Source organism: Pseudanabaena sp. 'Roaring Creek' (assembly GCF_001402795.1).
Taxonomy (GTDB): domain Bacteria; phylum Cyanobacteriota; class Cyanobacteriia; order Pseudanabaenales; family Pseudanabaenaceae; genus Pseudanabaena.
In genome coordinates, this window is the sequence record NZ_LIRE01000760.1 from 1 (window position 1) to 19,651 (window position 19,651).

General features: G+C 43.5%; 31 protein-coding genes and 1 tRNA gene. 11 read left to right on the top strand and 21 right to left on the bottom strand.

Annotation, left to right across the window (positions count from 1 at the left end; translation table 11 throughout):
* Positions 1–40: 40 nt before the first annotated feature.
* From AC805_RS23445 to ndhC, 3 genes are read right to left on the bottom strand one after another with little or no spacing between them, the layout of a single operon-like run.
* Positions 41–583 (bottom strand): NAD(P)H-quinone oxidoreductase subunit J, encoded by a 543-nt coding sequence (locus AC805_RS23445; RefSeq protein ID WP_055077645.1) that lies wholly within the window; start codon positions 581–583, stop codon positions 41–43.
* Entirely contained in the window at positions 573–1,313 is a 741-nt protein-coding gene (locus AC805_RS23450) for an NADH dehydrogenase subunit K (protein ID WP_055077646.1), read from the bottom strand. Before AC805_RS23450 ends, AC805_RS23445 begins: the two co-directional genes overlap by 11 nt.
* Complete coding sequence (gene ndhC, locus AC805_RS23455; RefSeq protein WP_040687825.1) at positions 1,310–1,672, bottom strand: NADH-quinone oxidoreductase subunit A; 363 nt, start codon at positions 1,670–1,672, stop codon at positions 1,310–1,312. Before ndhC ends, AC805_RS23450 begins: the two co-directional genes overlap by 4 nt.
* 386 nt (positions 1,673–2,058) lie before the next feature.
* Here ndhC and AC805_RS23460 point away from each other — a divergent pair, with 386 nt between their 5' ends.
* From AC805_RS23460 to AC805_RS23475, 5 genes are all read left to right on the top strand, one after another.
* The gene (locus tag AC805_RS23460; protein ID WP_055077647.1) at positions 2,059–2,796 is read left to right on the top strand and encodes a heme oxygenase (biliverdin-producing); all 738 of its coding nucleotides are present in this window, start codon (positions 2,059–2,061) and stop codon (positions 2,794–2,796) included.
* A 472-nt stretch (positions 2,797–3,268) separates the two neighbouring features.
* A complete protein-coding gene (locus AC805_RS23465) occupies positions 3,269–4,231 on the top strand; it encodes a ParA family protein (RefSeq protein WP_055077648.1) in 963 nt (320 codons plus the stop codon).
* Between the two features lie 125 nt (positions 4,232–4,356).
* The gene (locus AC805_RS23470; RefSeq protein WP_055077649.1) at positions 4,357–4,629 is read left to right on the top strand and encodes a hypothetical protein; all 273 of its coding nucleotides are present in this window, start codon (positions 4,357–4,359) and stop codon (positions 4,627–4,629) included.
* Positions 4,630–4,732: 103 nt separating this feature from the next.
* On the top strand, positions 4,733–4,861 hold the full coding sequence (locus AC805_RS26600; RefSeq protein WP_369122839.1) for a molecular chaperone DnaJ: 129 nt from the start codon (positions 4,733–4,735) through the stop codon (positions 4,859–4,861).
* Positions 4,862–5,062: 201 nt separating this feature from the next.
* Positions 5,063–5,800 (top strand): FecR domain-containing protein, encoded by a 738-nt coding sequence (locus AC805_RS23475; RefSeq protein ID WP_055077650.1) that lies wholly within the window; start codon positions 5,063–5,065, stop codon positions 5,798–5,800.
* 191 nt (positions 5,801–5,991) lie between these two features.
* On the opposite strand, the gene AC805_RS23480 is transcribed toward AC805_RS23475, so the two are convergent.
* The 7 genes from AC805_RS23480 to AC805_RS25915 form a co-directional block, all read right to left on the bottom strand.
* Positions 5,992–6,363 carry a hypothetical protein gene (locus AC805_RS23480; protein WP_055077651.1) on the bottom strand — a complete coding sequence of 124 codons (372 nt, stop codon included), beginning with the start codon at positions 6,361–6,363 and terminating at the stop codon, positions 5,992–5,994.
* Positions 6,364–8,661 (bottom strand): AAA family ATPase, encoded by a 2,298-nt coding sequence (locus AC805_RS23485; RefSeq protein WP_055077652.1) that lies wholly within the window; start codon positions 8,659–8,661, stop codon positions 6,364–6,366.
* Positions 8,662–9,019: 358 nt separating this feature from the next.
* Complete coding sequence (locus tag AC805_RS23495) at positions 9,020–9,505, bottom strand: DNA N-6-adenine-methyltransferase (protein ID WP_055077654.1); 486 nt, start codon at positions 9,503–9,505, stop codon at positions 9,020–9,022.
* 70 nt (positions 9,506–9,575) lie between these two features.
* Complete coding sequence (locus AC805_RS23500; RefSeq protein ID WP_055077655.1) at positions 9,576–10,145, bottom strand: hypothetical protein; 570 nt, start codon at positions 10,143–10,145, stop codon at positions 9,576–9,578.
* Positions 10,142–10,432 carry a hypothetical protein gene (locus AC805_RS26605; protein WP_197278832.1) on the bottom strand — a complete coding sequence of 97 codons (291 nt, stop codon included), beginning with the start codon at positions 10,430–10,432 and terminating at the stop codon, positions 10,142–10,144. The genes AC805_RS23500 and AC805_RS26605 overlap by 4 nt, the downstream gene beginning before the upstream one ends.
* Positions 10,390–10,665, bottom strand: coding sequence for a hypothetical protein (locus AC805_RS23510; protein WP_055077657.1), 276 nt, complete (start codon positions 10,663–10,665; stop codon positions 10,390–10,392). The genes AC805_RS26605 and AC805_RS23510 overlap by 43 nt, the downstream gene beginning before the upstream one ends.
* 3 nt (positions 10,666–10,668) lie before the next feature.
* Positions 10,669–10,860, bottom strand: coding sequence for a hypothetical protein (locus tag AC805_RS25915; protein WP_156341550.1), 192 nt, complete (start codon positions 10,858–10,860; stop codon positions 10,669–10,671).
* Positions 10,861–10,877: 17 nt separating this feature from the next.
* On the opposite strand from AC805_RS25915, the gene AC805_RS25920 reads away from it, so the two are divergent.
* From AC805_RS25920 to AC805_RS23525, 4 genes are all read left to right on the top strand, one after another.
* On the top strand, positions 10,878–11,018 hold the full coding sequence (locus AC805_RS25920; protein ID WP_156341551.1) for a hypothetical protein: 141 nt from the start codon (positions 10,878–10,880) through the stop codon (positions 11,016–11,018).
* Positions 11,019–11,222: 204 nt separating this feature from the next.
* Complete coding sequence (locus AC805_RS23515) at positions 11,223–11,582, top strand: helix-turn-helix domain-containing protein (protein ID WP_055077658.1); 360 nt, start codon at positions 11,223–11,225, stop codon at positions 11,580–11,582.
* Positions 11,583–11,607: 25 nt separating this feature from the next.
* A complete protein-coding gene (locus AC805_RS23520; protein WP_156341552.1) occupies positions 11,608–11,952 on the top strand; it encodes a hypothetical protein in 345 nt (114 codons plus the stop codon).
* Between the two features lie 20 nt (positions 11,953–11,972).
* The gene (locus AC805_RS23525) at positions 11,973–12,584 is read left to right on the top strand and encodes a CAP domain-containing protein (RefSeq protein WP_055077660.1); all 612 of its coding nucleotides are present in this window, start codon (positions 11,973–11,975) and stop codon (positions 12,582–12,584) included.
* A gap of 50 nt (positions 12,585–12,634) precedes the next feature.
* Here the strand turns inward: AC805_RS23525 and AC805_RS23530 are convergent, their stop codons facing one another.
* From AC805_RS23530 to AC805_RS23570, 11 genes are all read right to left on the bottom strand, one after another.
* Entirely contained in the window at positions 12,635–12,835 is a 201-nt protein-coding gene (locus AC805_RS23530; RefSeq protein WP_055077661.1) for a hypothetical protein, read from the bottom strand.
* A 76-nt stretch (positions 12,836–12,911) separates the two neighbouring features.
* A complete protein-coding gene (locus AC805_RS23535) occupies positions 12,912–13,115 on the bottom strand; it encodes a hypothetical protein (RefSeq protein ID WP_055077662.1) in 204 nt (67 codons plus the stop codon).
* Positions 13,116–13,143: 28 nt separating this feature from the next.
* On the bottom strand, positions 13,144–13,287 hold the full coding sequence (locus AC805_RS25925; RefSeq protein WP_156341553.1) for a hypothetical protein: 144 nt from the start codon (positions 13,285–13,287) through the stop codon (positions 13,144–13,146).
* 71 nt (positions 13,288–13,358) lie between these two features.
* On the bottom strand, positions 13,359–13,517 hold the full coding sequence (locus AC805_RS25930; RefSeq protein WP_156341554.1) for a hypothetical protein: 159 nt from the start codon (positions 13,515–13,517) through the stop codon (positions 13,359–13,361).
* A 1-nt stretch (position 13,518) separates the two neighbouring features.
* On the bottom strand, positions 13,519–13,767 hold the full coding sequence (locus AC805_RS23540; RefSeq protein WP_055077663.1) for a hypothetical protein: 249 nt from the start codon (positions 13,765–13,767) through the stop codon (positions 13,519–13,521).
* Positions 13,767–14,123, bottom strand: a complete 357-nt coding sequence (locus AC805_RS23545; protein WP_055077664.1) for a hypothetical protein — start codon at positions 14,121–14,123, stop codon at positions 13,767–13,769. Before AC805_RS23545 ends, AC805_RS23540 begins: the two co-directional genes overlap by 1 nt.
* A 3-nt stretch (positions 14,124–14,126) precedes the next feature.
* Positions 14,127–14,510 carry a hypothetical protein gene (locus AC805_RS23550; RefSeq protein ID WP_055077665.1) on the bottom strand — a complete coding sequence of 128 codons (384 nt, stop codon included), beginning with the start codon at positions 14,508–14,510 and terminating at the stop codon, positions 14,127–14,129.
* A 54-nt stretch (positions 14,511–14,564) separates the two neighbouring features.
* Positions 14,565–14,906 carry a hypothetical protein gene (locus AC805_RS23555; protein WP_055077666.1) on the bottom strand — a complete coding sequence of 114 codons (342 nt, stop codon included), beginning with the start codon at positions 14,904–14,906 and terminating at the stop codon, positions 14,565–14,567.
* Positions 14,907–15,036: 130 nt separating this feature from the next.
* Complete coding sequence (locus tag AC805_RS23560) at positions 15,037–15,939, bottom strand: hypothetical protein (protein WP_055077667.1); 903 nt, start codon at positions 15,937–15,939, stop codon at positions 15,037–15,039.
* Entirely contained in the window at positions 15,940–18,309 is a 2,370-nt protein-coding gene (locus AC805_RS23565; RefSeq protein WP_055077668.1) for a hypothetical protein, read from the bottom strand.
* Between the two features lie 12 nt (positions 18,310–18,321).
* A complete protein-coding gene (locus tag AC805_RS23570; RefSeq protein ID WP_055077669.1) occupies positions 18,322–18,642 on the bottom strand; it encodes a hypothetical protein in 321 nt (106 codons plus the stop codon).
* A 293-nt stretch (positions 18,643–18,935) separates the two neighbouring features.
* Between AC805_RS23570 and AC805_RS23575 the strand changes: the two genes are divergently transcribed.
* Positions 18,936–19,271, top strand: a complete 336-nt coding sequence (locus tag AC805_RS23575) for a hypothetical protein (RefSeq protein WP_055077670.1) — start codon at positions 18,936–18,938, stop codon at positions 19,269–19,271.
* A gap of 182 nt (positions 19,272–19,453) precedes the next feature.
* A tRNA-Leu gene (locus AC805_RS23580) sits at positions 19,454–19,536 on the top strand.
* The last annotated feature ends 115 nt before the right edge of the window (positions 19,537–19,651 follow it).

Genomic DNA, 19,651 nt, shown 5'->3' on the forward strand with positions numbered 1-19,651 from the left:
TCACATATTAAAAAGAAAGCACCCATTGGGTGCTTTCTTTTTAATATGCGTCTTGTAACTCGTAAAAGTCTGGCGTGACGTAATCCTTGCGCATCGGATAGCCAATCCAGTCTTCGGGCATGAGAATGCGTTTGAGATTGGGATGTCCTTCGTAGATGATGCCATACATATCGAAGGTTTCACGCTCTTGCCAATCGGCGGTTTTCCAGATCCAGTAGACCGACGGACAGCGCGGATCGGTGCGCGGGAGAAATACCTTGACGCGGACTTCCTCAAGGCGATCGCTTTTATTAATCCCCTCATCGCTGAGTTTACCTAAATGGTAAACACTTACGAGGCTATCGCCTGCCCCAGCATCATAACCACATTGCATCATCAAGTAGTTAAAGCCATAGGCATAGAGAGCCGTCGAGAAAGGAAGTAAAAATTGGCGATCGATTTTGAGGATGGGTACGCCTTGCTTATCTAATCCCAAAAATTCATGCTCAAAGCCATTATTAGTCAGCCATTCCGAAACGGGAGCGGTTACTTCCGTTATAGCTAATGCTGCTTGCTCTGAACTATTAGTTTCATTATCTGCCAACGGTTTCTACCTCCTTCTGAGCCATTTGTAATGCAGGTAAAGGAATGCCAGATTCGACCAATTCCTTGGGTGGAGCAATCCGACTGGGCATTTCTAAGTATTGTCCTGTGAGGATTGGGTTAACAACCTTCATTTCATGCTTGACAGCATAGTAACGGTGGGTGCGATTGAGGTTAGCTCTTTCTTGAAAACCTTCTGTACCAATCTTCTTACGCAGCTTGATGATGGCATCCATGATTGCTTCAGGACGAGGAGGGCAACCAGGGATATAGACATCCACAGGAATTAACTTATCAACGCCGCGTACTGTGGTGTAAGAGTCGCTACTGAACATTCCACCTGTAATCGTGCAAGCGCCCATGGCAATTACATACTTGGGTTCTTGCATTTGCTCGTAGAGTCTTACCAATGCAGGAGCCATCTTCATGGTGACCGTACCTGCAGTGATAATCAAGTCAGCTTGACGGGGGCTCGAACGGGGAAGCAGTCCAAAGCGATCGAAGTCAAATCTAGAGCCAATCATCGCAGCAAATTCGATGAAGCAACAGCTCGTGCCGTAGAGCATTGGCCAGAGGCTAGACATTCTCGACCAGTTATAAAGGTCATTGAGAGTGGTCAAGACCACATTATTAGATAAGTCTTGGGTGACTTGTGGCGTTGAGGCTGGATTGATGAGGCGTTGGGTCTGTTCTTCAATGGTAAAGTCCAGACCAACGTTTTCGGATTTCATGACCATTCTAAGGCTCCTTTTCTCCAAGCGTAGACTAGACCTAATACGAGAATGCTAATAAAAATTAATGCTTCAACAAAGGCAAGTAAACCTAGTTTGCTAAAGGCGATCGCCCAAGGGTATAAAAATACCGTTTCTACGTCAAAGATAACGAAGGCAAGCGCGAACATATAATAACGAATATTAAACTGTATCCATGCTCCCCCAATAGGTTCGCATCCAGATTCGTAAGTGGTACGACCTGCTGCTCCTGACTGTTTTGGGCTTAACAGAGCTGATAATGCTAGTCCCGACAACGGCACTAATGTACAAACGATGATGAATACCAGTAGGTATTCGTATCCGCTTAAAACCAAAATTTATTACCTCTTCAAGCTAGCTTGACTAAATTCTAATTTAAAGCGATCGGCTTTAATACCCGATCCAAATTAGGAGATGCTGACTACATTATATGGGTGTGATGGTAGATGAAAATTTGTTACAGACTAGAAATTTTTCTATGGTTTGACTTATATAATTGAAACTTATGTCAAATGCTGATGATTTAAGCCTACAGCCGCGATCGCTGCTTTTGACTACCACATAATTATCTTGATTAGCTTAACTAGTCTATCCCAGCATATAGTTCGATAATTTCTTTTATTGCTGTTTTTACTACTAATTTTAAATTTAGGCTAGGAGGTACAAAACCTTGTCTAGCCATAATGACGATCCCATTTTTAATTAAAAAAGTTTAGGAGAACCCATGAGTCAAGGTTTAGCAACACTTTTGCGTGTCGGCACACAAAAATCTCATTCTGCGGCTGAGAGTACGGATTTTATTAAATGCTTTTTGAAGGGTGTAGTTAATAAGACCGCCTATAGCAGACTCGTCGGCAACCTTTACTTCGTTTATAAGGCGATCGAAGAAGAGTTTGAAAACCACAAAAACGATCCCGTACTCAGCAAACTCTACTACCGCGAATTGTGGCGCGAAAAGAGCCTTGAACTTGACATGCTATTTTACTTCGGCTCCAACTGGCGCGAAGAGTTCAAGCCTACACCTGCTTGCGAAAAGTACCTTGCGCGTATTCGCGAGATTTCGGCTAACGATCCCGTGTTGCTAGTCGCTCATGCCTATACCCGCTATATGGGCGATCTGTCTGGTGGTCAGATTCTCAAGAAAATCGCGAAGGAATCCATGGGCTTACAAGATGGCAATGGGACTGCTTTCTATGAGTTCAACGATATTCGCAATCATGGTGAATTCAAAAAACGCTACCGTGAAGCCCTCGATACTTTGCCTGTAGATGCCGCTACGGCCGAACGCATTGTTGATGAAGCTAATGCTTCATTCCATATGAATATGGCGATGTTTCGCGAGCTAGAAGGCAACTGGTTGGTTGCTTTGACCAAGTTTGGCTGGAATTCCGTAGTTTCCAAAATCAAAGGCGAACCCAAAGCTAATGTTTCCGTCCGTCGCGAATCTAATGCTGCTAGCTAATTAACGTCAGTTCGGGTGAGGCTGGCAAATTTTCAAAGCGCAAAAGTAAAAGCCTTGCTAAGCAAGGCTTTTACTTTTGCGCTTTGAGGAAGGGTTTGCTATGCAAACCCTTCCTCAAAGACCGTTTCAAATTATCCCGAACTCACGTTAAGTAGCTAACCTAGAGAAGCTTAGGGACTTGCTATTAATTAAAGTACCTGTGGCTTCGACTACGCTCAGCCAACGTTAGCTGAGCGTAGTCGAAGCTAGATAACTTTGGTGGGACATTTTTTATCCGCAAGAGCCTAATAACAAAGCTGAAAATGGCGTAGCCATTTTCAGCTTTGTTATTAGTTAGGTAAGGAAATAAACGCTTTTTTTACTGATAGTCAAGCAGCTCAATGGTGTATTGTTAACTAACTTAAAATGATTTAGGATAAACGACTCAGAAAGCCTCGTCTTATTCAAACTGTATTTTGTGGATATTGAAATAATGGCAAAAGTAATAGCAACAGTAAATATGAAGGGTGGAGTCGGTAAAACCACCTTAACTGTCAATATTGCCACCTGCTTGGCTAAAATTCATCGCAAAAAGGTTTTAGTCGTCGATTTAGATACACAGATCAGCGCTACCCTAAGCATGATTTCACCCGCAGAGTTTGCCAAGTGCCGCAAAGAAAATCGCACATTGCGGAGTTTGGTCAGTCAGGCAATCTCTCACTATGGCGTGCAGATTAACGATCCTGAGGAAAAAATCTACCAAATCAAAGATTTAGTAATTCCTCATGTCTGCAAAGTTCAAGGGCTCGATCTATTAGTGGGCGATATTGATCTGTACGATGAATTTCTGGTTTCCGAAATGTTGTATAACCGATCGCTTTTATACGAAGAAAAGCAGACTTTTCAGCAGACTTGGAGCAAGTTCGAGCAGACCTTAATCAAAGGGATTCTTGCCTCGGCGATGAAAAGCTACGATTTTATCATTCTCGATTGCGCTCCAGGATATAACCTCATTACACGCAGCAGCCTTGTTGCCAGCGATTATTACCTCATGCCCGCAAGACCCGAACCTCTTTCTGTGGTGGGTATTCAACTACTAGAAAGACGGATTGAGCGACTGCGTGAAGTTTACCGAGAAGATAATTCAGTTAATATTCAACTGTTAGGTATTGTATTTAGCATGTCAGCAGGGTTTACCCTGAGTCGCTATTACCAAAAAGTGATGGATCGGGTCGCAGCAGACTTCAGCAGCGCCAAAATTTTTAAAACCAAGATTCCTAATGATGTAAATGTGGCTAAGGCCGTAGATAATTTTGTTCCCGCGTCATTGGCTAATCCCAACTCAGGCGGTGCTAAAGCTTTCGCAGAGGTTACCGTAGAGCTTTTGAAGAAGTTGGAAGTTTCTCTAGGCAAAAAAGAACAAACCTCAAGATTGAGTTTGGTTGATTTAGAATAGTAGACCTCGGTACGATCTATATAATCGATTGGCTATCTACATAGCGGTTATAGTACGTGAATAAACTATGTACATTCTCAAAGCGTAACTATTCTTTCCTATCCTTGTTTTTGGGAACTATCGCGATGGTGCTGGCGATTACTCACTTATCGCTTCAGGGGAAAATAGGACAAGATGCCATTATTATCATGTGGTCTTTTCGAGGTGCGATGGCAACCCTTAGCGTTATTTTTGGATGTCGAGGTATTATCGAGAATCAATATCGGCGTATTGCAATACTGTCTCTAGTAATAACTTTATTAGCAATTTCCTTAGAATTTATCTTGCTTGCTTCGACGCTTTTAAGTTTAATTGGTGGCTTTTTGAAATGGTTGAGTCAAATAATCATTCGCTGGTAATAGCGAGAGATAATATGAGATCGATCTCAATTTTAATTTACTTGAAATTTTTAAAGATATGCCAGAAAAGCTAGTATCCGATCGTTCTTTATCCTCCATTCAAATAACTAAACCCTGTCACCACTGTGAAGGTAAAGGCTATATAGAAATGCGAGACTGCTCTGGTGAAATTCAGCGGGAGGAAAACTGCTCCTTTTGCAAGGGTACTGGCAAAACTGAAAATATTAAGTAGCTACGCCATTTCTTAATTTGAAAACCCTGACTAGGTTTAGTTTTTAATTCACGAAAGCGTGACAACACTTTTGTGAATTGGTATTAAGTTAGAACAAGCAAAGGGAAGAGAAAATTCTCAGCATAAAATAAACTTGATTGCTAGTGATGGTCGTGGCAAGATGTAGTCTCGTTTAAGTTAAAGCTTCATGTTAAATTTGCGATGAAAACTTCTTTGTTAGTAGCTCTTTTAGCGATCGCTCTCATCGGCTGTGAACCCGAACCTGTTTCGACTCCATCTACTGTAATGAGTGCGGCTCCGAAGCCCATCAAGTCAGAAAAAGCGATCGCCAAGATAGCATCGATCGAAGAAAAACCTGTATTTGTACTTTCCAGCCATAGCAATCAGCCCGATGAAGTCAATGCCAAGCGGGATATGGAACTGTACGTAGATGACAAAATACGTACCCACGGTAGAGGTAAAACTCAAGTCGAATTTAATAATGGGGTAGGATTTCGGATTGGTGGTGATGCAGTTTTGCAAATTCAACCCCAAAATCGTCTCTATCTAACATCAGGGAAAATGATTACTTGGGTCAAACCAGGCTTAAAAGTACCGACAGAAATCACTACAGCATTTGGAACTGCTGCGATTCGAGGGACGACTGCCTATGTGGAAATACCGAAAGACATCAACCAAGGTGCAAAATTTTTTTCTTGGGAAGGAACAGTAGTAGTTAAGCTACCCAATCAGTCTAAAGAGATTGTTTTATTAACGGGGGAAGAAATTATCGTGAAGCCCAATTCTTCTACACCACCTGTAGTTCATCGTTTAGATCTCAAAGAATGGAAAGAAATTTCTAAAACAGGAATCTTGTTACGCAGCTTTAAAACTCCCATACCAACCCAAAGTATCATCGACCGACTTGTCCCAGGACAAGCAAGCCTCGATCAACCATAACCAAACAAAGCCAAAACCAGTAGCGCAGCTTGCGCTACTGGTTTTGGCTTTGTTTATATCAATCAAGGCTTCGATCATTGCCGATACGTACTAAAGCTTACTAAATTGATAAGCTTGCGTAAATAACCATTATCGTAAACTCAATTTGTTCTAGGCTTACCAAATCTAGGGTGTCGGGAATTTCGTAACCATCACCGATCTGGGTCTAGTCCCAGTATCTGGTCTGCATTTATTTCTATAGCCGTACTTCTTGGCGATCTCTGACCATAAACCAGATAGGTATACCTATCAACACGTTTGAGGATTCTGCATTTTGTCGGGGTGGTAGATCCTTCAAATTGCACTAGGACTTTTTGCTTCGGATCGTATTGATAATGGGTGATAAGTTGGACGGTTTGAGACGGCTGTAGGGCGGGTTTTTCTTCAGCTTGCGATAATGAGATCGGGGGTGTCTCATGTTCTGCAAGCTTACTGATTTCTGAAGCTGTCGCTAGGAGAGCATCAGAGAGATTTTTAAATAGGATTGTGGCGATCTTGATAGTGGTTTTCGTAAGCTCTGACATTTACCTAGCCCTCTTTAAAAGCGAAATATCTACCGATGGATTAACCGCCCAACTATCGTTTTTAAGTATTGCGTTCGGTTCGTAGATTGCCTCAATTGTGGCGGTCTGACCAGACAAGAAATGAGGGGGCATTATTTTGACGCGATCGCCAACTTTTAGCTTACTGAGTCTGACAGATTCGGGCTTGTCAGACTTGTTGTCAGACTCTGAAATGCTTACAGCGATGGCGTTAGAGAGCCGAGTCTGACAGTCTGACAAGTTGTTAGGGTTTTCGGTGATTACATCAGCGTTTTTTTGTACTTGCTTGTTGTCAGATATAAAAGAAATTGATTTTTTGTCAGACTGCACTTCTATGGTTTGCGGTGTCTGGTTTTCAGAGTCTGACAACAAGTCTGACATGTCAGACTTGTCAGACTGAGTTTTAGCTAATTTTTGAAAAAGTCGAGAGTAGACAACGTTGCGCTGTGAACCAGTTTTAGAGATTTTTTCATCATGGACAAGGCGCGAAAGCACTTTGTATAAACTCGCCTTGTTGATACCTGTCAATTCGTGTAGTTGTTCAAGGGTTGCATGTTCTACCTTTGTCAGACTGTCTAAGACTTGCTCTGTCTGCGGCGCATCGACTTGCATTCCCCATTTGCCAAGCAGCTTCCATGTCAGATCGGTCAAATTTAGGGATACTTTCAAGTCCTGTTTGTTATAGCCGTTTTCCACGCATAGACGATAGCCAGTTTCATTGGCGGCGATAACCAGCGTGCCTCGGCAAGTGGCTCTAATTGCTGATGATCCGCGAATAGTTTCAAATACATCAAGTGCCTTGGCGTTGTCGATGTTGATTTTGCCAGTGTGGTGGATTGGTAATATGCAGCAGTTGTGATGCTTGGCAAATTCCTGTAGTGGTTCAAGTACTCTGCCCATTTCAGCGCTTGACTCTGTGGCGTTGTCATCACGAATGCGAGATAGGGTGTCAAGGACGATTAGTCTGGGTTGAATTTCCTTTGCAAGTTCGATCAGTTCATCTAGCTCAGAAAGTTTGAATTTATCTAGCCAAAATACTGGCAAGTTCTCATCCCAGCCTTGAGCGATCGCTCGTTGTTTAGTTTTTGTTTCTGAATCCTCACATTGCACATAGATCACATTTCCCTGTGTTACTGGTCTATCAAGGAAATTAGTACCACTTGCGACACATTGGGCGATGTTCATTGCCATTAATGATTTACCCGCTCTTGGCGATGCTGCAAGCAAAATAAGCTCATTGATTGGTAAGATTTCGTCAATGAGCCAATCGGTGTAATCTTTTGCCCTTGCCATAAGTTCAGCGGTAGTGGTGAGGCGGCTTTTTAGGCTAGGTTTCTTTTCGGTTTTTGGGGATGCGGTAGGGGCGATCGCCTCTTTGGTTGCCTTGATGAAATCGTCAAGGGTGAAGCCATCCTTGAGAGAGTCGCTGGTGTCGTATTTGTCCTTTGGATTTTCGGGGTGTGGTACGGTACAAACTTTCGCTCGTTCACCTATGGCTTTAGCGATCGCGATTGCACCATCAGGTCCCGGCCGTTTACCTTTGGCATCAGGTTGATCTAAATCATAGAAAATATAAATTTCTTCATAGGAGTCGATGGGAGATAAATCGCTTGGAATGTTGCCACAGCCCGTTGTGTTGGTTGCAATGTCGTAGGGGAAATCAGCATCAAGGGAAACTTGGGTAAGCATCATGGCATCCCAATCGCCTTCGACGAGCATTAATTTTTTATTGCCATCCTGTTTGGTGAAGTGAAAGCGAGATGTTAGCCCTGTATCCTGTGTCCAATCTTTGAGCCCATCTGGTAGCGATTCTAACCAAGGGGATAGTCTATATTTGCGCTGCCATACCCCTTTGGATATTTCGTAGGGGATGGTCACGCACCAAAGTTTATTCTTGCCAAATGTACGCAGGCAAATCCCCAATTTATATTTGCTGAGGGTTGCGTCGGTGAATCCGCGATCATTGAGCCACTGTTTCGCGAGCTTACTCTCGGTTATTAGGGTTTGATGGTTTTTCTCAATTTCTGCTTGTGTATGGGTTACGCGCTTTGGTGGTTTGGCGATCGCCGTTGGTACGACGCGATCGCCAAAATTTTCGTTCTTAGGTTGTCCAATGGCGGCGCGAATATCTTCGCTAGAGCAGCCTCGATGACATCTGTAAGCCCCATCGGTATTAGGAATCAATGATAAATTCTTGGATTTCTTGCCATCGGATAGGCAGACTGGGCAATGGGCACGACCTTTATGGTCAAATTCGATATGGTCTGTAATTTTAAACATAGGTTTTCTCACAAAAAAAAATGGCGATCGCCACTTCACTACTGGGTAAAGTTGCGATCGCTGGTTTGGTTAGTTATCGAAATAAGCCAATGGACAGGTCTAGTCCTTGGAGAAGGCGGCATACTACAGGGTCGGACGTATCTGCAACGTGTGAAAGAATTGCGCTAATCGTGTTGATCATGCCAATAAGTTTTTTGTTGTCAGCTTCCAGCTTTGAAATCCTTTGCTCTTGTCCCTTGACGGCTAAGAGCTCTATAGCACCTGTCAAAATTTGAGAATCTGTTGAGTTCATAGTTTTCATGGATGAAAGGTAAGGCGATCGCTACTTCACTGGGTAAAGTTGCGATCGCTGGTTTGGTTAGAGTCGGATCGGAGCGACAGATCGCCCCAAGGTGATTAGATCGGCGGCAAACTCAAGGGGGCGATTTCCAAAGTAGAAAAGCGTTTGGTCGTACCGATTCCCCTTGCTTTCCCTGTATGGCGAATCAAAGTTGATGCGCTTGTATGGGTGAAGATAGGCACTGCAAGCAGCCATGCAAGCGTGAAACCATTTTGTCGAGCTACTTGTATTCGCTAAAAGCAAGGTTTCGCCAATATAGGAGAACTCAATAGTTTTAGCGATCGCCATCTCGATCAATGGTTTGCTGTAGGGAGGGTTTACCCATTTGCGCTTAAACCCAGACCAGTCTTGTTTAAAGGCATTTGATTCGATGGTGAAAATGTGATCGGCTTGGATCACTTGGTTGGCGATCGCATTGGAAAAAGGATCAAGATCAATGCCATTTAGAAAAGCTCGGCAAGGCTTCACAAACCATTCAGGGGTGTAATTCTCGTCGGTGATCATGGTTTTTCATGGATGAAAGATAAGGCGATCGCTACTTCACTGGGTAAAGTTGCGATCGCTGGTTTGGTGGTTAGAAGTCGTCGTTGTAGGAGTGCGAAAGGGCTCTCACGTCTTTGATTTGGTTAAGCACGGCATCTTTCAGATGCTTTAGCCGTTCATCCCGTTTCCAGTGAGCAAGCCCGATGTCACCATCACGAATTGAAGAAGAGATCAAGATATTGATCGCGTGAAACCTGTTAACCACATCGGTTTTGTACTCTGTAATTACCTTGTCCAGTCGGGCGATCTCTTGTCTTGCTTGGCTGATGGTTTCTCGTTGCTGGTCGATGATTTTCCGCTGCTGTTTGCAGGTTTCGTTGACCTCGGCAACGGTTTCCGCCCATTGTTTGACGTGGTGATCGTCTTCGATCAGTAAGAGCGAATTGACTTCATTTCTTAAGTGCCAGAGCTTGGTCTTCCTCCCGTCGTTCAAGCCTTCTTTGAGGTACTTGTCGGGAATGTCCTCGATCGCTCGATGGTGTTCCCATGCTGCGTCTTCGCCAAGGATGGTTATGAGTAAGCCGTCTAAGATTTCTGCCATGCTGTGGGCAAAATCGACAAATCCCTCGATCGCTTGCGGGTAGTGTTCATATTTGCTCATGCTGCTACCTCGCTTTGTGCGATTTCGTACCTGCGGATAATCATCAAGGTTCGCTGATAGTCAGCGCTTGACAGCTTGCCGTCGGCGGGAATCTCGGTAATGATTCCTGCTTCTAGGGCGATCGCTGTGGCGCTTGCCTCTCTGATGTCATCCCAGCGCTGGAAATCTTTCACTGTCATGTCTGCCGTCGCGAGGTGTTCGCTCGCTTCCTTGTATTTGGCGTAGTGAAATTCAAAATGTGCCATTAACTTGCTACCTCCATGAGTTTCAATTCGATGCGATCGCATAATCCGCGAATCAATCCAATCCGCCCCATGCTCGAAAGCAGGGAAGTGTCTATCGGCTTATCTTCTTCCTCAATGACTGGGACGCTTTCGTTGTCAATGTAGTGATCGATGTTCAGGCTGGTTGCTGCGTTGTCTAACAGGTCGGTTAGTTCGTGCAGGGGAAGCGCGTCGATCGCTTGTTCTGCCTTGATATCCAGATTCAAGCCGTATTTGTAGAATGGCGTTGGGTTCATGAGTTAGTGCTCCGTGTGAAGAATGAGTGGTGAATAGCCTTCGATGATTAGATAGGCATAGAGCCTTTCAAGGGTTTTCTGTAGGATGTCGGGGTCGGGTCGGTTGATTGCGCCTGTCAGCTCGTGGTCGCTGGTTTGATAGGTCAATCGGTAAGGCGATAGCCAGATTGTTGCTGTAAGATTGTTTGGTTCCATGCTGTTTTTTCGGGTAGATGGACATTAAAAAAGAAGAAGCGATCGCCCTATCTCTAGTAGGGAATCGCTTCTTCTTTTTTTTGGGTCAGTTTCTGGATGAAGTGGGGATTGCGAGCGCAATGATGGATCATCGCCTCAACGATCTCGCTGAGAGTTAGAGATTTGCGATGCTTCAGGGCGAGCTCTCGGAGCTTGTCATCTGCGTCATTTGAAACAGTAAGGTTTAGCCGTGCTTTTTCTGTCGTATACATATCTGTATGTTTTGTATGGACAGATCTGATCTAAACACATAAGCATAAGTGTGTCAATACATACAGGTGTATTTGTGGTAAAACATATATATGTGTTTCTGTGTAAAGTCCATGGACAGCAATGCTAAAAGAAGATTTGCGGAATTAATTAAGAATCTTCGAGGAACCCTTACTCAAAAGGAGTTCGCTCACATTCTTGGTGTTACCTATGGAGCAATACAAGCATGGGAAAACGAAGAAGTTAATAGTCCGAGCTCGGCAAATTTATCTAAAATTGCCAACTATGCTGGGTTGTCTCTTGAAGAGTTGATGGCAACTATTAACGGAGATTCCGATCAAAAGATTGACAATTCAGTTAACCCTCTATATGTCATGGGGCAACTTAAAACCATGAGTATCCAAGATCTGACTCAGCTTTATAGAGCTGTTAGCGATAGGTTGGTAGCGATCGCGGAGAGTGCAGGAAGGTAGGGTGGAAATATTTTTAGCGTGTCTGATGGTAGTAGCTTTATATTTTTGGCTAAGACCGAAGTCAAAGCCAGACAAAAAAGTCCCCACCCTTGAAGATATCCAGAAAAAATATCCTAAACGCAAATCGCAGGAACAGATCAGAGCCGAGAAGCTGAAGCAGAGGCAAGATGCCTATGATCGTGATTTGGCTAATAGGATGAGAGCTAAAGGGATGAGTCCAAGTACATCCAACGCAAAAGCCTATAATGCTCAATATAGAAAGCTTCTAAGAATGCTCAATGGGGATAGAGCCACTGCCGACAGGCTTATATCCGCCTACGGAATCGATAGGGCGATTTCGGACTTAGAACGAGACAGGCGGATTAATTAATTTTGCTACAGTGATCAATAATGACCAAACAGCAAGCAATAGCGATAGGTATATTAGGGTTTGTTGTCTACATCAGCTACGTAAATAACAAGGATATTTCTCGTCCACCCTCGCTTGGCAATGGTAACCAATCCATTGCAGTCGATAAGAATAATGCCCCTGATGCCAATGTGGTGATTTTTAGTCCTGAAGAAGATTCTAAGAAAGCGATCAATGATATCAATGAAGTTAGGAAGAGGTCGGGACTTACACCTCTGAACTACAGCACCAAGGCATATCAACTTGCCACAGCCAGAGCAAAGGATATGAATCAATACAATTACTTTGATTTCACCAACCCTCAAACCAAAACTTGCACCGACAACATGAAATTGGGCTTTGGCTTTACAAGTGAAGAATTTTTAGCAGAGAGCAATATTCGCTATGTCCCAGTAGGGGCAAATATCGGTGCTAGTACAAAAAATGTCAGCGAAGTATCAAGGGAGTGGGCGGAGCAAATGGCAAGCTCCGATCAAAATTTCCTGTTCCCCAACCATGTCGCGGGCGCTGTAGGATGCGACGGTAATAAATGCGTATTCCTAGCCTTAAATTACTCTGGCTACGGCAAAGGCTGTCGAGTAAAGAGGCAGTGATTTTGCTACCTTCATCAATGACGATACCAACAATAAAGGCGATCGCTAATTTAGCGATCGCCTTTATTGTTTGCAGATATGAGCCTCAGCTTTATTGCCTCAATCATCTCTACGATTTCATTCAGCAAAATCACCGTTGCGAGGATCGCCGTCAACTGTCGCTTGAGTTGCTCTGTGTGGCTTATTTTTTTCATATCCAAATTATAAAAGGCGATCGCTAAATTAGCGATCGCCTTTCTTCTTTGTCGCATCCTGGCAAAACATAAAGCTGGAACCTAGACATAGAGCCAAATAATTTTTTCTTTTTGCCAGGATATGAGGCGATCGCTAATTTAGCGATCGCCTTTGCTCAAATAATTCCTTGCAATATTCAAGATGCTGTTTCAAATTGTCGCTAAAAGCGAGAATCGTAGCCACTTCTAAGCAGTGAGCATTGCTATCTTGATTCCTGTAATAAAGGTCACATAAGGCATATATCGCAGTGTGCAACTGCGCGACGGTTAGGTAGGGCATCTCTCGCAAATTTTCCATACCTCCATGATAAAAGGCGATCGCTAAATTAGCGATCGCCTTTCTTGTTTGCAGATATGAGCCTCAGCTTTATTGCCTCAATCATCTCTACGATTTCATTCAGCAAAATCACCGTTGCGAGGATCGCCGTCAACTGTCGCTTGAGTTGCTCTGTGTGGCTTATTTTTTTCATATCCAAATTATAAAAGGCGATCGCTAATTTAGCGATCGCCTTATTAATTGTGTGGCCGTGCTGAGAAATTATTAAGGAAGTGGTTGAGGTTCCGCTTGAATTCTAAGCTGATCGGCGATACCTTGCAAAAAATCAGCAACCTTAACCAAATCACGCTCATGCCCAAAGAGCACCGAATAGACCACGGGCAAAATACCCAAGACCAACTGAGAAACTTCTTTAGCAACCATATCAATCACCTCTTAGATTATTTACCGTGTTTTCTATATCGTAGAAATTGGATTTTAATTGATTAATTTGCTCAGCTAACAACTCGCACGTACCACCCTCAAGAATCGAAACGCGAGAGCCTAAGCCGTTCATATCATTGGCAATTTTGTCCAACCTTTTATCAAAGCCATCATGGACTTTGTTTATCCAAGCGAAAGCACTACCAAGCAAAGCAATAATTGCGATAAGTTCAGATGCGCCGATATTCATTAGAGTGCTCCCGCATACCCAAAAATCGAAATGGTCGCCTGCTTAAAATACTTTGGAAGGGAAACCCTCAAACTATAGCTCGCGAATTTACTACAGTCGATTATTTTGTATTCATCCAAAGTCATAAAATGTGTTGCGAATACAGATCCAACTCCGCCAGCATCAACCACTTGAGACACCCTGCCAGCACGAACCCAAGTAGCCAATGCATTGGAGCTTGTTATCTTTACTCTAACCAAAGAATTGCTAAAGATTGGCGTGTCAAATTTCGGAATAGGCATCTGACTAACCCCAAAATATTCCCCACTAAAGTTTTGCAGGAAGAGGAGTTGCCACTGGCTAGGGTCAGATATCATATCCTATTTCTTTCGCTTGTACTTGCCAGTCGTGACACTCTTGATAGTCCAGTTGGACGTGGAAGATCCACCGAGAGCCAAAGTTTTATCGATCAATGCAGTCTTTGCGGCCGCAACATTATCCGCTTTTGCAATCAACTGAACAACACGCGATTCTGTATCCGTGCCTGTGCCTTTTTCCACAGTGCAATCAAGGATAGATGCGGCAGTGCTAGCCCCAGCCTGTTTTAGTGTCAAAGGCACAATCTTGGCAGTTGCAGCAGGGGCAGCACTACTAACACCAAGGATTAGGGTGATTTCAGAATTGTAGATATCTGGATCTAGAGACAGCTTCATTTCTGCGCCTGTCACGATTTCGATATACCGAGGTTCTTTCTTTGTAGACATTTACTTAGTTTTCCTTAAAAAAAATTACAAAAAGCACTAACCGACTTTTCCGAACTAGGTAACGGAAACGATATCCCAGTCAGTCCCCTGACCAAGACCAATCGTCATTTTTTTTCCTTCTAAATCTTTCGCGACAGTCGCAGCTTTTGTCTGAGAGCAGATCAGGTTTACCTGTCTACGCTGCTTCCCCTTCTTTACGCCAACTTTGAGAAGCCGTACTTCGCCCGAGCGTTTCGCCGCCTTTTCGGACAAGGTAAATACTGTTGCATTTGCTGGTTTTGTGGACTCGCCCCCCACGGCCGCGAGCACGTCGCCAGAATATTTATTTTTATCCACGCTGACAAGCGCGAAAACATTGTCCGCAGCTTCAAAATATACTGAAACCCTTCCAGCCATAGACTTTGTGTAGAACAACAACAACAAAGTTATAGAGCCTAATCTTTTGGTAAGCAATACTACCGTTTGACTAGGAACCTATTAGGCTCCAGAAATATTGTTAGAAACCTAAACCTCATATTTAATAGCGCTAGCCGTATAGGTCTTTTGGCTCAATTCCCTTTATGTGATATTGGATTTTGTGCAATCTCAGATCCCCCCATCTCCCCCTTTTAGGCTTATTTACCTTCTTGCCCATCACGTCTATTGTTTGCGGTTTATCTGATGGGGTAAAGGATGACTCAACGAGCAAAGGCTCATCAAATTCCACCTCTTGGATGTTAAGAACTTTTTCAATAATGTTTTTGGTTATATCCCGCTCAGCATAGATCGTAAATTCAAACCCATTTTGCTTGTCTTTGTAAGTGAAATATTTATCTTTAGCCGAAGTAAAACTAAACCCATCAAAAGCATCAATTATTTTGTCCCCAAACGTCTTTAATTCGTCCTCGGTTTTAGGAATAAATTTTTCCAAAATCGGGAACGACACCTCCTTCTCCAAATAGTAATTACGCAAGGGTAAATCCTGCTCGTTCTTTGTTAACTCCTTGAATATAATTTTGATTTGAGGCTCAAAAGTTCTTGAAGCTTGAAAGCGCTCGATCGGGATACTGTAAACCTTAGCCAAATCACTCGTATCCAATCCAATAAACCTATCCATGGCGCGACACTTAATATCTGCGATGACCGCACTATCAGCCTCAACATCTATCATCAGCCCATCTTTGAAATATTGCCTTTGCTCTGCAAGTTCAACCGAATCCGAGTCTCTTGGCTCAAAAAATTGCGTGACGACAAGATTTTGAAGCCTGTTCAAAATCGCTACCAGATTATCGGTATTCCTCTCAATCTGTGGCTGTGGATTATCAGTACCACTGGTAAGAGTTTCACTCGATTGATCGGGAGTCAACGTACTGGGAACCCGATCGACTGTTGGAAGTTGATCGGGAATATCTATTTGTTCGGGTGAATTATCAATATCTGGTGTAGGCATTTACTTCTTTCCACTCTGCTTAATTATTCTGATTTGAGGCAAAGTGAACTTCGCTTTTCTATTTGCGTCCGCAGCAGATTTAGTTCTCATTGATTTCCGAATCTTGCTCTCTTTATTGGTCAAGTCAGCAAGCTTCCCAAACTCTTTTTGAATTGCAGATGCTTGCTTGATAGTCCCTGCAACGCTCTTGGTGATTGCATTCAGATTCTTAGCTCCTGATTGAATGGAACTCAATGGAGTATTGACATCTGCCAGTAATTCGGAAGGAGTATTCGCCTCCTTCGTAGCTGCCATCGGTGGATAAGAATTAGCATTTACGATTCCATTCGCTCTTAATGCATTCCCAATATTTGCTACATCAATTCCACTCTTTTGAGCGATTTTTGATTGCCCAGCTAGAAGCCTTTCAGTTTTATTCGCGAGGTTAGTGATACCCTGATAAATTCTATTCGCTACCTTCCAATCGTCTGTTAATTCAGTGTACAAATCTTGTCCAATGAGATTAACAATCAGCGCTGAAACATTGCTTGAAAATGCTGCACTCGCAGACGTTCTTTGCCCAGAAGTGTTGACAAACTGAAATCCTGCGGCATTCATCGCAGTATCAACCACTCCCGCCAATGTTTTGCCCAGAGCATTAGACAGCATCAAAGCGTTATGCACGTTCATCGCAAAATTAGCCGCGCCGATCGCGCGATCGACGATTGAGTTATCCAGAAAGCGCAGAATTTTATCAAAATTACTAGTAGCCGCAGTGATGAACGCACTGAGAGCAGTATTTATCCCCGAAAGTAGGGCATTCAAAGCCCCCGTCTTGTCGTTCACATTTTGATTAATTGGATCCTTAATTCGCCCCTCCAAACCACTGGTACATGATGGCGAGTTCATTGCTTGACACGAACCCTCTTTTGCATTCGCCTGTTGATTTGCTGCGCTCGTTTGATTATTGATTTGGTTATTTAGGTTTTTGAGATAGTCGATACCAGTGGCGATCGCCCCTGCGGTCAGCCCCAAGGCTACAATCCCTGCGGCCAAACCACCAATATCAGGCGAGTTGGGATTTACATATGGCTGCGTGGTGATTGGTGTAGGCTTATCTACTGGCTTGGTGGTCGGGACTAGTTGCTGCGAACTTGAATACGAATATGTTTCATTAGTCTGCCCATTAGCATATGTCTGTGACGCTGTCGTTTGATTTGCCGCTACGGACTTGAAATTTTGCGATGGCGTATCCAAACGCCGCACACCATTAGTGTTTGATGCTACATGCGGGAATGTTGGATTAGCATTTTGGGCGATCGCTGTACCAGTCGAATTAGCACCAATCGGGGTAAGCGTAGGATTAGGTGTTTTTGGCGGCACTGGATCAAGTTTCGCGACGGGACTAGGCGCGTTAGCGGGTGTAGATATTTTGGGGAATGATGCCTTAGCCTTAGCGTCTATGCGATCTAGAATTGCCGCAGCTCCCCCCGATACCGTAACAGGGACTTCACCATATAGCCATTCTTGGGCAGGCGGCGCAGGTAAGGGCGGTGTATTTACTGTATTTGAATTGCTTGCATTAATGCTAGATGGTGGATATTGTGCGCCGCCTGTACCCACGGGTCGCCAATTCCAAAAGATAGTAGGTCGCTGAGTACCAGCAAACTGAACTACAGAGATAGACATGCTAATCCCTTGCGGACGGAAACCAGAGTCAACACCGTTTATGATGAGCTTCTTGATGCTTCCTGTAGCGCCATCGCAGCTTGGATACGACCTTACATCTTCAAGGGATATTGATGGGGGACTAGGGAGCGAAAGCCCATAATCGTAGAATAATTCGTATAATCCTCCATCGCATCCACCTATAAAATCAGTCACGTACAGCGCTACCGTGTATGCAATTCCAGTACTACTAGAATCGATTTTGTTAGCAAGCTGTGCTTTAGCCTGTGCTTCTCTTTGCGCTAAAAGCTTATCTAGCCGCTCTTTCTCGCTGTAGTTTTTCGAGATTTGCCCTAGATTCGCAAGATAGCCAAAAGCATTCGCTACATCGGCAATCACATAGGGTGCCGCGATTAACGAACTTACTCCATTAAATATTTTGAATCCTAATCCTAGGCTTGGTGCTGTAGTTGCTGTTGTTTGTACCGCTTGAGGTTCATTGGTTACGGGTGTAGATGGCGTACCCGCATACTTAATGTATTTGGGATTAACGACAGCTTCCGTATATCCGTTTGCGCTTGGCTGACCCAAAGATTTAGGGTTAGTGACATTTGGAAGCTGCGTAACATTATCAACCCCAACAAAAGCATTACCCGCTTTTTGGGTGACGGTTAGCATTGTATTGCTAGGGTTGATTGTTTTAAATCCTGCGGGGTTAGGCATCGGACTATCTCTCTACGAATTGTAATTAGTCGAAGCTACCGCGTTGTTCAGTTCTACTGCGTATTCCCATGGCTTCAATGGAAGCACTTCAAAATCTTGATCGACAGGCATAAAGACGGTAAATCCCAAATAGAGATTCCCATCCTGACCTTTAAAGCGTTGATACGCAACTTGTTTATTGGCTGATCCATCGGTCAACAAAATGTCTTTGGCATTATTTAGACGATAAAAAAGTAGGAGGAACCACAACCCTAGCCTTTCCAGTGTGTTTAGTGTGTCTGGGAGTACATGCTGTGTTGGGCCTGCTACACCTGTCTTAGCGATTGCTGTCATAAATGGGAAGTCCTATAACGAGATAATCAATCTCATTATAGGACTTAATCTGAGACTCTTAATCTTACGAATTTGCCCATTTCCATAAGCAGAATGCGTTGTAGGTGTCTAGATATAACCATTATCGTAAGCTAAGTAGTTTTAAGTAAATTAGTAAGCTTAAATCCGATCGCGAAACATAGGTTGCACCTTTTTTTCCAACATTGAAAGGTTAAATTTTTACTGTTGCTTTGCGTAGCTAGTAAAACCTATGATGAAATCTATATGAACTCTAAAATGAGGATAAACTTTCTATGACTACTATCCGTGAAGTAACAGGCGATCCTAATGAATTTTGGAGTGAGTTAAGCTGGTCAGACTTGACCAGTGCCGAGCAAAATCTCTGGACTCAATTAGGTTGGAACGAAGAAAATTGGGAGGAAGAAGTAGATTTTCCTGAGTGGGATGACCTTTCTAGTGAAGATCAAAAACTTTGGGGCATCTTGGGTTGGACGCAATCTAGTTGGGAAGGAGAGGACGATATTCCTGCATCAGCCGAAAAACTATGGGAAGACCTCAGTAGTGAAGAAAAAGCCGCTGCTACTGAACTTGGATATACCCAAGATAAATGGGACGACGAAGAAATCTAGATTGAAACAAACCCATTAAGGTTATACCAATTCCCAAAATGGCAACGCCATTTTGGGAATCGGTATAACCTTAGAAATATTGTCAGAGCTTGACTTTGAGCGTGTTTCTTCGGGTATCAACATAATTTTAAAAAATTAGATCGCAAATCTACCCATTCCGCGTTATAATAACAAAGCCTTTCGGGGGTGTGGCGGAATGGTAGACGCTACGGACTTAAAATCCGTTGACCGTAAGGTCGTAAGGGTTCAAGTCCCTTCACCCCCATTTACTTTTACCCTCTCTGACTTGTTTCTGACATTTTCTAACTTCTTTTGAATGGGGTTAGAAAGGGTTAGAAGAGGTTGGAGGGGGTTTTAGTTTTAAGCCAACTTTAAGCCAA